The sequence below is a fragment of the Rathayibacter rubneri genome, assembly GCF_023743255.1.
GTDB classification, from domain to species: Bacteria; Actinomycetota; Actinomycetes; order Actinomycetales; family Microbacteriaceae; genus Rathayibacter; species Rathayibacter rubneri.
This window is the reverse complement of record NZ_JAMRYM010000005.1, coordinates 59383-72661: the sequence shown is the minus strand read 5'-3', so window position 1 is coordinate 72661 and position 13279 is coordinate 59383. Positions and strand designations below refer to the sequence as shown.

Genomic DNA, 13279 nt, shown 5'->3' with positions numbered 1-13279 from the left:
ACCCCGGAGCCCACCGCGACTCCGACCGCCGGGCCGACCGCCGGGCCCGCGCCCACCTCCTCGCCGACCGCCGGACCGGGCCTGCCCGGCACCGGAGGTCCCGGGAGCCTGCCCCACACGGGGTTCGAGGCCGGTCTCCTCGGAGCAGCCGCGCTGGCGCTGATCGGCGCGGGAGCGGTCATCACCGGGGTCCGACGCCGCGCACTCGCGCAGCGTGAGGGCGCCGCAGCGGAGTAGAACCGCTCGACGTCGCGGCCGTCCTGCTCGCTCCCTCGGGGGCGGCGGGGCGGCCGTTCGTCGTCCGGGCGTCGCGTCGGGTCGCGCGGAGTCGCCGGGGGAGGAGCGCTACGAGATCGAGCGGCGCCCGGCGATGACGCCCGAGACGATGGCGACCACGCCGAACACGATCGCGACGACCGGCTGCCCGAGATCCAGCCAGGCGAGCGCCGCGGCGCCCATGACGAGCAGCTCGATCAGCGAGCGGCCGTAGACGTCGATCGCCAGGACGGCGCGGGGCGAGAGGAAGAGCGCCCAGACGAGGGCTGCGAGGACCGGAGCACCGATGCCGACGACGATGCTCCACGGCATGTCGAAGCTGCTGAAGCCCCAGATGCCGAAGGTCACCAGGGCGACGAGCTCGAGGACGAAGCGGACGACGGCGTTCGGGCCGATCCGGGGGTCGCGGTCCGCGGTGGTCGCCTCTGCTGGATTCACGCCGACCATGCTAACCGTCCTCTCCGACCGCGCTCCGAGCATCCCTTGCCGAGACGGAAAGTCTTTGCAAGACTTTCCACTATGGAAAACGATGACATCCTCCGCGAGCTCGACTCCGATCGCGCCGCACTCGCGACGCGCGTCAGCACTCCGTGGTGGCTCTCCGCGGGCTTCGGCCTCGTCGCCGCGCTCTTCGTGGTCCGTCCCGCCGCCGACGAGAGCGCGCCCGGCGGGATCCTCCCCGCGCTCGCCCTCGGTCTCGTGCTGCTCTGGGCCTACCGGCGGGCGACGGGGGTGAGCGTCGGTCGCCTCGGTGCGATGCCGTGGCTGCTGTCGGCGGCGGCACTCGTCCTGGTGCTGGCGCTCTACAGCGCCGCGCTCGGGCTCGCCTCCTTCGACCTCCGGGGCTGGGTGGCCCTGCCGACCGCGGCGGCCTTCGCCGTCGGCGTGGGCGCGACCTACGCCTTCACCGCCTCCGCCCGCGAGAGGATGCGCCGTGTCCGCTGAGGCCCGGTTCGACGAGGTCATCCACGCACCGCTCCGCCTGCGCATCTGCGGGCTGCTGCGGGCCGGCGACGGTCTCGACTTCGGCGTCCTGCGCGACACGCTCGGAGTGAGCGACGCGACGCTCTCGAAGCACCTCAGGGTGCTCGCCGACGCGGGGTTCACGGCGACGGTCAAGAGCTCGTCGAGCGCCCGCAGCGACTCGCGCCGCATCACCTGGGTCTCGCTCACCCGTGCCGGAGCCCAGGCGTTCGACTCGCACGTGCGGGCCCTGCGCGCCATCGCCCTGGGCCGGTGATCCCTTTCTCCGGGACCCGGTCTTCTCCTACTGATCCTGCTCGTCGTCGTCGCCGAGCGCTCCGGGTGGATGGGCCCGGGTGCGCTCGTCCTGGCGCTCCTCGCCCCTCCCGCCCTGTCGGGGGCGACTCCGCCGACGGGCGCCCGAGGTGCCGCTCGCGACGCCGGCGCCGCGATCGTGCTCGTCGCCGTGGTGATCGGCGGGGGGATCGCGGCGGGCTACGGCGCGCTCCTCCTCGAGGCCGCCGCACTCGGGACCGCGGCGCTCCTCGGCAGAGCGTCCGACGTCGAGCTCGCGGTGCTCACGGCCGCCGCTCCGCTCCTGGCGCTCGCCGCCAGACGGCCCCAGGCCTCCGGCGATCCGCGGCGCCGCTACTTGAAGATGATCGTGCGAGCCCCGTCGAGCAGCACGCGGTCCTCGGCGAACCACTTGACCGCCTGCGTGAGGGTGCGGCTCTCCTCGTCCTGACCGATCGCGACCAGCTGGGCCGGCGAGTGGGAGTGGTCGACGCGGACCACGTTCTGCTCGATGATCGGGCCCTCGTCGAGATCGCTCGTGACGAAGTGGGCCGTCGCGCCGATCAGCTTCACGCCGCGGGCGTGCGCCTGCTTGTAGGGGTTCGCGCCCTTGAAGCCGGGCAGGAAGGAGTGGTGGATGTTGATGGCACGGCCGGCGAGACGCGCGCACAGCTCGGGCGAGAGGATCTGCATGTAGCGGGCGAGGACGACGAGCTCGATGTCGTGCTGCTCGACGACCTCGATCACGCGCTCCTCGAACCCGCGCTTGGTCTCGGGCGAGACGACGGGGCGCGACTCGAACGGCACCCCGTAGAACTCGGCCAGGTCGCGCAGGCTGCCGTGGTTCGAGAGGATCAGCGGCACGTCGACCGCGAGCTGGCCCGCGCGCTGGCGGAACAGCAGATCGTTGACGCAGTGCGCCGCCGTCGACGCGAGCACCAGCGTGCGGAGGGGCCGGCCGACCACGTCCAGGCGCCAGGTCATCCCGTAGTGCTCGGTGATCGGCTGCAGCGCCCGCTCGAACTCCTCGCGGGTGACGGGCGACTCCACCTGCAGGCGCATGAAGAAGCGACCGGTGTCGGCGCTGGAGAACTGCTGGCTCTCGGTGATGTTGCCGCGGGCGTGCACCACCGCGCCCGAGACGGCGTGGACGATGCCGGGCAGATCCGGGCAGGCGAAGGTCAGGGTCCAGTGGTTGCCAGGACCTCGATCGCCGGTCCCCGTGAACTCGGTGCCGGTGGGCACGGGCCGGTCGGACGCGGGCGCTGCGGGGTCGGACTGCATCCGCTCAGGATAACGGCCGCTCGCCCTGGACCCGTGCGCAGGGCCCCCGTAGGCTGGCGGCGGTCGTCGGCACCCCCGCGGCCCCGGGCGCGCACGACGGCGCGCAGCCGATCCTCCGCCCGCCGCGCGGGCCGCCACCGCCTCGAGCGGGGCTGCCGCGCCGTGTCGGGGGACACGCCTCTCGGAGCCCTCCGATGACCTCCTCCACTCTTCCCGTCCGCACCTCCGCGCCCGCGCACCGCTTCCCCTGGGCGCCGCTGCTCGTCCTCTCGAGCGTGATCTTCCTCTCGGTCACGGCCGAGATGATGCCGACCGGCCTGCTGCCCGAGCTCGGCGGCTCGCTCGGGGTCTCGCCGGCGCAGGCCGGCCTCCTCGTCACGGTCTTCGCGTTCACCGTCGTGCTCTCGAGCACGCCGCTCGCGCTGGTCACCCGCCGGGTACCGCGGCGGACCCTCCTGATCGCCGTTCTCGTCGTGCTCACGCTCGGCACCGTCGCGACGGCGCTCGCCCCCTCCTACCCCCTGATGGTCGCCGCGCGCATCGTCGGCGGCGCGGGCCACGGCCTCTTCTGGGCGGTCGTCGGCGCCTACTCCGCCCGACTCGTCCGACCCCGCGACCTCGGGCGCGCGGTGGCGGTCACCTTCGCCGGCGGCACGCTCGCCTTCGTGCTCGGCGTCCCGCTGGGCACCGCGCTCGGCCAGCTCGTCGGATGGCGCGTCTCCTTCCTGATCGTGGCGGGTCTGATGGCGGCCGGCACGCTCCTGGTCCTCCGGGTGCTCCCGTCCGTCGAGACCCCGGTGCCCGACACGACCACCGGCTCGATCGCGACCCTGCGCGCCGGCCGCGGTGCCGGATCCGTGGCGGTGCTCTGCGTGGCGGTGGCCGTCGCCATGACCGGCCACTACGCCTTCACGACCTATCTCGTCCCCTTCGCCACCGAGCGGATGGGAGCGGCGACCGGGGCGGTGTCGCCGCTGCTGTTCGTCTACGGAGCCGCCGGCGCGGTCGGACTCGTCATCGCCGGTTCCCGGGTGGTCACCCGTCGCCCCGTCGCCGCCCTTCTCGTCGCGCTGACGGTCGTCCTCGTCTCGGCGGTGGTGCTGAACCTGGTCCCCGCTCGGCCCCTGGTCGCCCTGCCGGCGTTCGTCGTCTGGGGAGTCGCGTTCGGCGTGCTGCCCTCGCTGCTCCAGACGCGCCTCCTGCAGGTGGCGGACCCGCTGATCCGCGACACCGCCACCGCGGTCTACACGGCGTCCTTCAACGCCGGCATCGGCGGAGGAGCCCTGGTCGGCTCCGTCGTCTACGGCGCGTTCGGGCTCGAGAGCACGGCCGTCGTCTACGCGGCGTGCTTCCTGCTGGCGATCGCCCTGCTGGCGGGCGCGGCGCTGCGCGCTCGGCGCACGACGGCGCAGATCCGAACCGTCCTCTCGCAGAGCTGAGCGGTGCTCGGCGACCCGTCGAGCGGCGCTCGCGTTGCTACACTGGCCGCGTCGCGACTGGCGTTCGGATGGGTGACCATCAGGGAGCGGCACCTCCTCCGGGCTCACCCCCGGACACTTTTCCCGCCGCACGCCTGGGCTGGAACGGATACCGTAGTCCGGGTCGCCCGTACGCGCCGAGTCGCCTCGATGCGCCGGCGCGGGCACCCTCCGTTTCCCAGTCAAGGAGCGTCCGTGTCCATTCCCCCCGCCCAGAGCCAGACCTCGAGCACCGGAGCGTCGGCGTCGTTCGACCAGCCCGTCTCGGTCGTCGATCCCGAGATCGCCGCCGTCCTGCAGCAGGAGCTCGACCGCCAGCGCGGCTACCTCGAGATGATCGCGAGCGAGAACTTCGTGCCGCGCGCGATCCTCGAGTCGCAGGGCTCGGTCCTGACCAACAAGTACGCCGAGGGCTACCCGGGCCGCCGCTACTACGGCGGCTGCGAGTTCGTCGACGTCGCCGAGCAGCTCGCGATCGATCGCGCCAAGGCCCTGTTCGGCGCCGAGTTCGCGAACGTCCAGCCCCACTCCGGAGCCACCGCGAACGCGGCCGCGCTCGCCGCGCTGATCCAGCCCGGCGACACGATCCTCGGTCTGGAGCTCGCCCACGGCGGCCACCTGACGCACGGCATGAAGCTCAACTTCTCGGGCAAGCTCTACAACGCGACCGCCTACGGCGTCGACCCGCAGTCGTTCCGCATCGACATGGACGTCGTGCGCGAGAAGGCGCTCGAGGTCCGCCCGCAGGTGCTCATCGCCGGCTGGTCGGCCTACCCCCGCCACCTCGACTTCGAGGCGTTCCGCGCCATCGCCGACGAGGTCGGCGCGAAGCTCTGGGTCGACATGGCGCACTTCGCCGGCCTCGTCGCCGCCGGGCTGCACCCGTCGCCCGTCCCGCACGCCGACGTCGTCACCACCACCGTGCACAAGACGCTCGCCGGCCCGCGCTCGGGTCTCATCCTGTCCAAGCAGGAGTACGCCAAGAAGCTCAACTCCGCCGTGTTCCCCGGCCAGCAGGGCGGCCCGCTCATGCACGTCATCGCGGCGAAGGCCACGGCCTTCAAGCTCGCGGGCGAGGCGGAGTTCGCCGAGCGCCAGGCGCGGACCATCCGCGGCGCCCAGATCCTCGCCGAGCGCCTCACCGCGCCCGACGCCAAGGCCGAGGGCATCGACGTGCTCACCGGCGGCACCGACGTGCATCTCGTGCTCGCGGACCTGCGCAACTCGCCGCTCGACGGCCAGCAGGCCGAGGACCGCCTCCACGAGGTCGGCATCACGGTGAACCGCAACGCGGTGCCGTTCGACCCGCGCCCGCCCATGGTCACCTCGGGGCTGCGGATCGGCACGCCGGCGCTCGCCACGCGCGGCTTCGGCGAGAACGAGTTCGCCGAGGTCGCCGATGTGATCGCCGAGGCGCTCAAGCCCTCGGCCGACCTGCAGGCGCTGCGTGCGCGCGTCGGTCGTCTCACCGACGACTTCCCGCTCTACCCCGGGCTCTGAGCCCGAGATCCGCGGAGTCCCGGCACCGGGGCTCCGCGGATCCCGATCGAGCCCGTCGGGCTCATCCCGCGCCGCGGTCGGCGGAGGCGTCCCCCGCCTCGGCCGTGCCCGAGCGCACCGGTCGAACACGAGGAGTGACGAGATGACGGCACAGGTACTCGACGGAGTCGCCACGGCGGCGGCGGTCAAGGCCGAGATCGCGGTGCGCGTGGCCGCACTGCGCGAGAAGGGCGTCGTGCCCGGGCTCGGCACGCTCCTGGTCGGCGACGACCCCGCGTCGCGCTCCTACGTCGCCGGCAAGCACCGCGACTGCGCGGAGGTGGGGATCGAGTCGATCCGTGTCGACCTGCCCGCGACTGCTTCCGCCGCGGACATCCGCAGCGCGATCCGCCAGCTCAACGAGTCCGACGCGGTGACCGGCTACATCATCCAGCTGCCGCTGCCGAAGGGCATCGACGAGAACGCGATGCTCGAGCTCATGGACCCGGACAAGGACGCCGACGGCCTGCACCCGACGAACCTCGGCCGACTGGTCCTCGGCGTCGAGGGCGAGCTCGACAGCCCGCTGCCCTGCACACCCGCCGGTGTCGTCGAGATGCTGCAGCGCCACGACATCCCGCTGTCGGGCAGGCACGTCGTCGTGGTGGGACGCGGACTCACCGTGGGACGCCCGCTGGGCCTCCTGCTCACCCGCAAGGGCCTGGACGCGACGGTCACCCTCACGCACTCGCGCACGACGGACCTCGCCGAGGAGGTGCGCCGCGCCGACATCGTGGTCGCCGCGGTGGGCGTCCCCGGTCTGATCGCCGCCGACTGGGTGAAGCCCGGCGCGGCCGTGCTCGACGTCGGGATCACCCGCGTCGAGAACCCCGAGACGGGCAGGGCGAAGCTCACCGGTGACGTCGCGCCCGGCGTCGCCGAGGTGGCGGGCTGGCTGTCGCCGGTCCCCGGCGGTGTCGGGCCGATGACCCGCGCCATGCTGATCCACAACGTGGTCACGGCCGCGGAGCGCGCCGCCCGCTGACCGGCGCGACGGCCCGGAACCGCACCGCGGCGCCCGGCGCGAGCTGCGCCAGGAGGTCGAGCGCTCCGGAGTCGACGACCGCGACGACGGGGTAGCCGCCGGTGACCGGGTGGTCCGGTCCGAAGACGACCGGCAGCCCGGACGGCGGCAGCTGCACCGAGCCGTGCAGCATGCCCTCGCTCGGCAGCTCGCCGTCGCCCGCGGTCGCGAGCCGCGTCCCGGTCAGCCGGAGCCCGACGCGGTCGGCGGCGGAGCCCACCCGCCAGGGTGTCCCGAGCAGTGCGCGCCAGGTCCCCGGTGGGACGCGGTCCAGGCGCGGTCCCGGATGCACGTCCAGCACCGCGTCCCGACCGGGGGCGTCGTACGGCCACCAGTCCAGCGCGGCGACGGGCCCCGCCGGCGCTCCCACCCCGAGCACGTCTCCTGCGCCGAGGGGCTCCGGCCCCAGCGCCGCGAGCGTGTCGCGCGAGCGGGAGCCGAGGACCCGCGGCACGTCGATCCCGCCCCGCACCGTCAGAGTGCGACGGACACCCGCCCGGAGGGGACCCAGCCGCAGCACGCCGCCGGCCGGGAGCAGCACCGGCAGCACCCGGTCGACGGTCCGTCCGTCGATCGAGGCTGCTCCGTCCGCGCCGGTCAGGCTGATCCAGACGTCACGGTCGGCGCTCGCCGTGAAGCCGCCGCCGAGCAGCTCGAGCCCGGCGGCGTCGACGGGATTGCCCAGGAGCCGGTTCCCGAGCCGCAGAGCACCGGCGTCCATGGCGCCCGACCGGCCGACTCCGATCGCCGCGGATCCCGGCCGACCGCGGTCCTGCACGAGCGCCAGGGGCCCCGGATCGAGGACGTGCAGGCTCACGGCGCCTCCCGGAACCGGATCTCGTCGCCTGGCGCGAGCAGGGCGGCCGGTGCCCGCTCGACGTCCCAGAGTGCGGCCGCGGTGGAGCCGAGCAGCTGCCAGCCGCCGGGGGAGGAGCGGGGGTAGATCCCGGAGTAGCGGCCCGCCACCGCGACCGACCCCGTCGGCACGCCGGTCCGCGGCTCCGCCCGGCGCGGCACGTCCGGCCACTCGCCGAGCGGGACCAGGTAGGCGAAGCCGGGCGCGAAGCCCCCGAACGCCGCCCGCCACGCGGTCGTCGTGTGCCGCCGCACCAGCTCGGCCGCGCTCCATCCGAGGATCGCCGCGGTGCTCTCGAGATCGGCTCCGTCGTAGCGGACGTCGAGGGTGTGCACGCGACCGGCGGCGGCCGCCCGGTCGGTGCTCGCCACCGCGGCGGTGGCGCGGACCCAGCGGGACGCCTCCGCGGGGGTCAGGACGTCGGGGTCGAGCACCACCAGCACGGTCCTCGCCGCAGGGACCAGATCGACGACACCGGTCGGCCGGGAGCGCTCGAGGGCCGACGCGAGCGCGAGCGCCGCGTCGAGCCCCTCCAGCTCGACGAGCACGCCCCGGTCGCCGGAGGGCAGCAGCCGCGCCTGGATCACCGCAGCGCGGGTGCCAGAGCGACGCCCGCCTCCGCGAGCGCTCGACGCACCGCCCGGGCCGTGGCGAGGGCGCCGGGGGAGTCCCCGTGCACGCAGAGCGAATCGACCGCGACGGCGAGGACGTCGCCGTCGCGATCGAGCACCGTGCCGTCCACCGCCATCCGCACGGCTCGCGCGGCGATGAGCTCCGGATCCTCCAGCAGGGCACCCGCCTCGGCGCGCGGCACGAGAGTGCCGTCGGAGCGGTAGCCGCGGTCGACGAACGCCTCGCGGACGAAGGGCGAGCCGGCGGCCGCGGCCGCCCGCTCGATCGCGGAGGAGGCGAGCCCGAGGATCGGCAGACCCGGCGCGGCGTCGCGCACCGCGGCGGCGACCGCCTCGGCCTGGACCTCGTCGTGCACGATCCGGTTGTAGAGGGCGCCGTGCGGCTTCACGTAGCGGACTCGGGTGCCGGCCGCCCGCGCGACGGCCGCCAGCGCCCCGATCTGGTAGACGACGTCGGCATGCAGCTCGTCGCGCTCCACCGGGATCTCGCGCCGTCCGAAACCCGCGAGATCCCGGTACGACACGTGAGCGCCCACCGCGACTCCCCGCTCGGCCGCCGTCCTGCAGCGCGCGAGCATGATCGACGGATCACCCGCGTGGAAGCCGCAGGCGATGCTGGCGCTCGAGACGACCTGCAGGATCTCGTCGTCGTCGCCCAGACGCCAGACGCCGAAGCCCTCGCCGAGATCCGCGTTGAGGTCGATCGCGCTGCGCATGCCCTCGAGCCTACGGTTCCCGTCCAGACGGCGAGAGTAGCGTTGCCGGGCGCACTCGAGTGTCTGTCCGACGGGGGTGGGGGACGCGAGTGCGCCCGCCCCCCCCACGAGGAGAACTCATGCGCACCGTATCCGCCTACGCCGCCCCGTCCGCCACCGAGCCGCTGATCCCGACCACCGTCGAGCGCCGCGACGTCGGCCCGCACGACGTCCTCATCGAGATCGCCTACTCCGGCATCTGCCACTCCGACATCCACACCGTCCGCGGCGAGTGGGGACCGGTCGCCTACCCGCTGACCGTCGGCCACGAGATCGTCGGAGTCGTCGCCGAGGTCGGCTCCGAGGTCTCGAAGCACTCCGTCGGCGACCGCGTCGGCGTCGGCTGCATGGTGAACTCCTGCCGCGAGTGCGAGAACTGCCTCGCCGGCGAGGAGCAGTACTGCCTGAAGGGCAACGTCGGCACCTACGCCGCGGTCGACCGCGACGGCACGATCACCCAGGGCGGCTACTCCACCCACGTCGTCGTCGTCGAGGACTTCGTGCTCCGCGTTCCGGAGTCGATCCCCTACGAGGCCGCCGCGCCGCTGCTGTGCGCCGGCATCACCACCTACTCGCCGCTGTCGCACTGGAACGCCGGCCCCGGCAAGAAGGTCGCCGTCGTCGGACTCGGCGGTCTGGGCCACATGGCCGTGCAGTTCGCGCACGCCATGGGCGCCGAGGTCACCGTGCTCTCGCAGACCCTCGGCAAGAAGGACGACGGCCTGCGCCTGGGCGCCGACCACTACTACGCGACGAAGGACGAGGAGACGTTCTCGACCCTCGCGAACACCTTCGACATCATCCTGAACACGGTGAGCGCGCCGCTCGACCTCGACGCCTACCTCGGCATGCTGCGCCTGAACGGCACCATGGTCAACGTCGGCGCTCCGGCGGAGGCCCTGCCGCTGCACGTCTTCACGCTGTTCGGCGCGCGCCGCTCCTTCGCGGGCTCGGGCATCGGCGGCATCCGCGAGACCCAGGAGATGCTCGACTTCTGCGCCGAGAAGGGCATCGCCAGCGAGGTCGAGGTCATCCCGGCCTCCGAGATCAACGCGGCGTACGAGCGCGTGCTCTCCTCCGACGTCCGCTACCGCTTCGTCATCGACGTCGCGACGATGGCCGACTAGTCCGCGCTACCCTCGCGGCATGAGCGAACGGAGTCACCCCGCGGTCGACCGCGTCCTGGCCGATCTCGCGGTGCACGGGGTGCGTCCCCCTGTGCGCTGGCTCGACGAGGCCGCGTCGACGGCGGCCCTCGCGGCCGCGGCGCTCGGCGTCGAGCAGGCTCAGATCGCGAACTCGCTGGTGTTCCTGCTCGACGGTGAGCCGCTGCTCGTGCTGACGAGCGGCGGCCACCGCGTCGACACCGGTTGGCTGGGCGGTGAGCTCGGCGGCACGATCGGCCGGGCGAGCGCGTCCGCCGTCAAGGAGGCGACGGGTCAGACCATCGGAGGCGTCGCACCGGTCGGTCATCCGCTCCGGCTGCGCACCGTGGTCGACGAGGCCCTCGACGGCTTCGACACGGTGTGGGCGGCGGCGGGGCACGCGCACACGGTCTACCCGACGAGCGCCTCGGAGCTCGTGACGGTCACCGGGGGAGTGCTGCGCGCGGTCGTCCCGCCCGCCTGACCGGCAGCGTCCTGCAGAAGGAGCCGGCACCCGTCCGGCCGCTCGCGCGGTCCGGAGGGTGCCGGCTCCTCGTGGTCGTGCGGCGGGTCAGCGCACCCGACCCGCGCCGTCGGCGGCGGTGACCAGGAAGAGCTCGGGCTCGCGGAAGCCCTTCTCGGCGAAGGCGGCGAGGACCGCGGCGCGGACCTCCTCCTCCTTCTCGACCGGCGTCAGCGCGATCGCGGAGCCGCCGAAGCCGCCGCCGGTCATTCGGGCGCCGATGGCCCCGGCGCCCCGGGACGCCTCGACCGCCGTGTCGAGCTCGGGCACCGAGATCTCGAAGTCGTCGCGGAGCGAGACGTGGCCGGCGTCGAGCAGTTCGCCGATGGCGCGGGGCCCCTGCTCGCGGAGGGTGCGCACGGTCGAGAGGACGCGGGCGTCCTCGGTGACGACGTGCTTCACCCGGCGGTAGGTGACGTCGTCGAGGAGCTCCTCGGCGCGCGGGAGGTCGTCGACCGAGAGCTCGCGCAGCGACTCCACCCCGAGGGTCGAGGCGCCGAGCTCGCACGAGGCGCGCCGCTCGGCGTAGCCGCCCGTGGCGTGCGCGTGCTCGACGCGGGTGTCGATGACCAGCAGCACGAGTCCGGCCTCCTCGAAGCCGAGCGGGATCACCTCGGTGTCCAGGCTCCGGCAGTCGAGGAACACGGCCGAATCGCGCTCCCCGAAGAGCGACGCGGACTCGTCCATGATCCCGGTCGGAGCGCCCACGGCGACGTTCTCGGCCCGGCGGCCGACACGCGCGAGCGTCGCGCGGTCGAGCCCGAGCTCCCACAGCTCGTTCAGCGCGACGGCCATCGCGCACATCAGCGCGGCCGAGCTCGACAGGCCGGCGCCGACCGGCACATCGGAGTCGACGAACGCGTCGAAGCCCGAGCGGGCGCCGAGGTCGACGCCGTACTCCGTCAGCGCCCAGACGACGCCGAGCGGGTACGCCGACCAGCCCGCGATCGCTCCCGGCGCGAGGTCGTCGAGCGAGATCTCGACGTGCTCGGGCGAGAAGGCGCTGGCGATGCGGAGGACACGGTCCTCGCGGGGCGCGACGGCCATGGCGGTCGCACGGTCGATCGCGAACGGGAACACGAAGCCGTCGTTGTAGTCGGTGTGCTCGCCGATCAGGTTCACCCGGCCGGGACCGGCCCAGACGCCGACGGCCGACCGGCCGTACTCGCGTTCGAAGTCGCGGGCGGCGCGCTCGGCGACGGCGTCGAGCGAGGGGGAGGCGGTGGTCATCGGGTCTCCTCGGAGTCGGAGGGGGAGTCGGGGAGTGCGGCGTCGGGCCGCGCGGCGACCTCGTCGGCCAGCGTCGCGGCGTCGGCGCGCTCGATGGCCGCGCGCAGGGCGGCGGCACTCGTCTCGGGCGGGATGTCGCCGATCCAGGCGCCCATGGCCGCCTCGCTGCCGGCGAGGTACTTGAGCTTGGTCTCGGCGCGGCGGGGGGAGGTGATCTGCAGCATCAGGCGCACCTCGTCGCGGCGCTCGTGCACCGGTGCCTGGTGCCAGGCGGCGATGTAGGGCGTCGGAGTGTCGTACAGGGCGTCTATGCCGCGGAGCAGGCGCTGGTAGACGACCGCGAGCTCGTCCCGCTCCTCGGGCGTCGTCTCGCTGATGTCGGCGACGTGCCGGTGCGGCAGGAGGTGCACCTCGACGGGCCAGCGGGCGGCGAACGGCACGAACGCGGTGAAGTGCTCGCCGCGGATCAGCACGCGCTCGCCGGCCTGCTCGAAGGCGAGGATGTCGGCGAAGAGAGTGGGGCCGTAGGAGTCGAGCGACTCCAGCAGCCGCGTGGTGCGGGGCGTGACGTAGGGGTACGAGTAGATCTGGCCGTGCGGGTGGTGCAGCGTCACTCCGATGGCCTCGCCGCGGTTCTCGAACGGGAAGACCTGCTGCACGCCCGGCAGGGCGGACAGGGCGGCGACGCGGTCGGCCCACGCCTCGACGACCGTGCGGGCGCGCGAGGCCGAGAGGGTCGAGAACGACCCCTCGTGCTCGGGGCTGAAGCAGACGACCTCGCAGCGCCCGACGCTGGTCAGTGTGCGGCCGAGCCCGAGGGTGCGGAGATCCTCGAGCGAGGCCGGAGCGTCGTCGTCCTCGAGCAGCGGCCCGAAGGACGGCGAGCGGTTCTCGAAGACCGCCACGTCGTAGAGGCTGGGCACCTCGGAGGGGTTGGTCGGCGAGGCCGGGGCGAGCGGGTCGAGCTCGGCCGGCGGCAGGAACACCCGGTTCTGCCGGGAGGCGGCGATCGACACCCACTCCCCGGTGAGGACGTCCTGGCGCATGCGCGCGGTCGCGGGGCGGGGATCGAGGTCGCGGGCGTCCGCGGCGCGCTCCGGCGGCAGCGTCGTGTCGGCGTCGTCGAAGTAGAGGAGCTCCCGCCCGTCGGCGAGGAGGTGCGGGCGCTTGACGACGCCGGCGGAGAGGGGGATCGCTTCGTTCATGGCGGGACCCAGACTAGAGGCGCTCCTTCGAAAAGGAAAGCACGTTTTCCCTTTGACAAGCGGCGCTCCGGCGGC

Annotated in this window: 15 protein-coding genes and 1 riboswitch; of the genes, 8 read left to right on the top strand and 7 right to left on the bottom strand. The window is 73.7% G+C overall.

Annotated elements, in window-relative coordinates:
• Positions 1-237: LPXTG cell wall anchor domain-containing protein (locus NB037_RS03345; protein WP_251943641.1), on the top strand; the 237-nt coding region annotated here is incomplete at its 5' end.
• Positions 238-345: 108 nt separating this feature from the next.
• Here the strand turns inward: NB037_RS03345 and NB037_RS03340 are convergent.
• Positions 346-714: a YrdB family protein gene (locus tag NB037_RS03340; RefSeq protein WP_251943639.1), complete on the bottom strand. Its 369-nt coding sequence runs from the start codon at positions 712-714 to the stop codon at positions 346-348.
• Between the two features lie 81 nt (positions 715-795).
• Here NB037_RS03340 and NB037_RS03335 point away from each other — a divergent pair, with 81 nt between their 5' ends.
• On the top strand, positions 796-1221 hold the full coding sequence (locus NB037_RS03335; RefSeq protein WP_251943637.1) for a hypothetical protein: 426 nt from the start codon (positions 796-798) through the stop codon (positions 1219-1221).
• Positions 1211-1516: a transcriptional regulator gene (locus tag NB037_RS03330; protein ID WP_251943635.1), complete on the top strand. Its 306-nt coding sequence runs from the start codon at positions 1211-1213 to the stop codon at positions 1514-1516. Before NB037_RS03335 ends, NB037_RS03330 begins: the two co-directional genes overlap by 11 nt.
• 371 nt (positions 1517-1887) lie before the next feature.
• Here the strand turns inward: NB037_RS03330 and purU are convergent, their stop codons facing one another.
• Positions 1888-2817 (bottom strand): formyltetrahydrofolate deformylase, encoded by a 930-nt coding sequence (gene purU / locus NB037_RS03325; protein WP_251943633.1) that lies wholly within the window; start codon positions 2815-2817, stop codon positions 1888-1890.
• Between the two features lie 194 nt (positions 2818-3011).
• Here purU and NB037_RS03320 point away from each other — a divergent pair, with 194 nt between their 5' ends.
• The 3 genes from NB037_RS03320 to NB037_RS03310 all read left to right on the top strand — a co-directional run bounded on the left by NB037_RS03320 (position 3012) and on the right by NB037_RS03310 (position 6819).
• Positions 3012-4256, top strand: coding sequence for an MFS transporter (locus tag NB037_RS03320; protein WP_251943631.1), 1245 nt, complete (start codon positions 3012-3014; stop codon positions 4254-4256).
• 43 nt (positions 4257-4299) lie between these two features.
• Positions 4300-4403: riboswitch (ZMP/ZTP riboswitch) on the top strand.
• An 87-nt stretch (positions 4404-4490) separates the two neighbouring features.
• Positions 4491-5795: a serine hydroxymethyltransferase gene (gene glyA / locus NB037_RS03315; RefSeq protein WP_308202040.1), complete on the top strand. Its 1305-nt coding sequence runs from the start codon at positions 4491-4493 to the stop codon at positions 5793-5795.
• 142 nt (positions 5796-5937) lie between these two features.
• Positions 5938-6819: a bifunctional methylenetetrahydrofolate dehydrogenase/methenyltetrahydrofolate cyclohydrolase gene (locus tag NB037_RS03310; RefSeq protein ID WP_251943629.1), complete on the top strand. Its 882-nt coding sequence runs from the start codon at positions 5938-5940 to the stop codon at positions 6817-6819.
• On the opposite strand, the gene NB037_RS03305 is transcribed toward NB037_RS03310, so the two are convergent.
• The 3 genes from NB037_RS03305 to NB037_RS03295 are packed head-to-tail and all read right to left on the bottom strand — an operon-like array spanning position 6791 to position 9062.
• Positions 6791-7675 (bottom strand): 5-oxoprolinase subunit C family protein, encoded by an 885-nt coding sequence (locus tag NB037_RS03305; RefSeq protein ID WP_251943627.1) that lies wholly within the window; start codon positions 7673-7675, stop codon positions 6791-6793. The two genes, NB037_RS03310 and NB037_RS03305, sit on opposite strands and share 29 nt — an antisense overlap.
• Positions 7672-8301 (bottom strand): 5-oxoprolinase subunit B family protein, encoded by a 630-nt coding sequence (locus NB037_RS03300; protein ID WP_251943625.1) that lies wholly within the window; start codon positions 8299-8301, stop codon positions 7672-7674. Before NB037_RS03300 ends, NB037_RS03305 begins: the two co-directional genes overlap by 4 nt.
• Positions 8298-9062: a LamB/YcsF family protein gene (locus tag NB037_RS03295; protein WP_251943623.1), complete on the bottom strand. Its 765-nt coding sequence runs from the start codon at positions 9060-9062 to the stop codon at positions 8298-8300. Before NB037_RS03295 ends, NB037_RS03300 begins: the two co-directional genes overlap by 4 nt.
• A 119-nt stretch (positions 9063-9181) precedes the next feature.
• Between NB037_RS03295 and NB037_RS03290 the strand changes: the two genes are divergently transcribed.
• Together NB037_RS03290 and NB037_RS03285 are read left to right on the top strand one after the other, a co-directional pair.
• On the top strand, positions 9182-10228 hold the full coding sequence (locus NB037_RS03290) for an NAD(P)-dependent alcohol dehydrogenase (protein ID WP_251943621.1): 1047 nt from the start codon (positions 9182-9184) through the stop codon (positions 10226-10228).
• Between the two features lie 19 nt (positions 10229-10247).
• Entirely contained in the window at positions 10248-10730 is a 483-nt protein-coding gene (locus tag NB037_RS03285) for a YbaK/EbsC family protein (RefSeq protein ID WP_251943618.1), read from the top strand.
• 87 nt (positions 10731-10817) lie between these two features.
• Here the strand turns inward: NB037_RS03285 and galK are convergent, their stop codons facing one another.
• On the bottom strand, positions 10818-11999 hold the full coding sequence (gene galK / locus NB037_RS03280; protein WP_251943616.1) for a galactokinase: 1182 nt from the start codon (positions 11997-11999) through the stop codon (positions 10818-10820).
• Entirely contained in the window at positions 11996-13204 is a 1209-nt protein-coding gene (gene galT, locus NB037_RS03275; RefSeq protein ID WP_251943614.1) for a galactose-1-phosphate uridylyltransferase, read from the bottom strand. The genes galK and galT overlap by 4 nt, the downstream gene beginning before the upstream one ends.
• Between the last annotated feature and the right edge of the window lie 75 nt (positions 13205-13279).

What these genes read in the sequence shown, in the direction of transcription:
- NB037_RS03335 (WP_251943637.1), top strand. Translation starts at nt 796, where the DNA reads ATGGAAAACGATGACATCCTCCGCGAGCTCGACTCCGATCGCGCCGCA.
- purU (WP_251943633.1), bottom strand. Translation starts at nt 2,817, where the DNA reads ATGCAGTCCGACCCCGCAGCGCCCGCGTCCGACCGGCCCGTGCCCACC.
- NB037_RS03320 (WP_251943631.1), top strand. Translation starts at nt 3,012, where the DNA reads ATGACCTCCTCCACTCTTCCCGTCCGCACCTCCGCGCCCGCGCACCGC.
- NB037_RS03310 (WP_251943629.1), top strand. Translation starts at nt 5,938, where the DNA reads ATGACGGCACAGGTACTCGACGGAGTCGCCACGGCGGCGGCGGTCAAG.
- NB037_RS03295 (WP_251943623.1), bottom strand. Translation starts at nt 9,062, where the DNA reads ATGCGCAGCGCGATCGACCTCAACGCGGATCTCGGCGAGGGCTTCGGC.
- NB037_RS03290 (WP_251943621.1), top strand. Translation starts at nt 9,182, where the DNA reads ATGCGCACCGTATCCGCCTACGCCGCCCCGTCCGCCACCGAGCCGCTG.
- NB037_RS03285 (WP_251943618.1), top strand. Translation starts at nt 10,248, where the DNA reads ATGAGCGAACGGAGTCACCCCGCGGTCGACCGCGTCCTGGCCGATCTC.
- galK (WP_251943616.1), bottom strand. Translation starts at nt 11,999, where the DNA reads ATGACCACCGCCTCCCCCTCGCTCGACGCCGTCGCCGAGCGCGCCGCC.
- galT (WP_251943614.1), bottom strand. Translation starts at nt 13,204, where the DNA reads ATGAACGAAGCGATCCCCCTCTCCGCCGGCGTCGTCAAGCGCCCGCAC.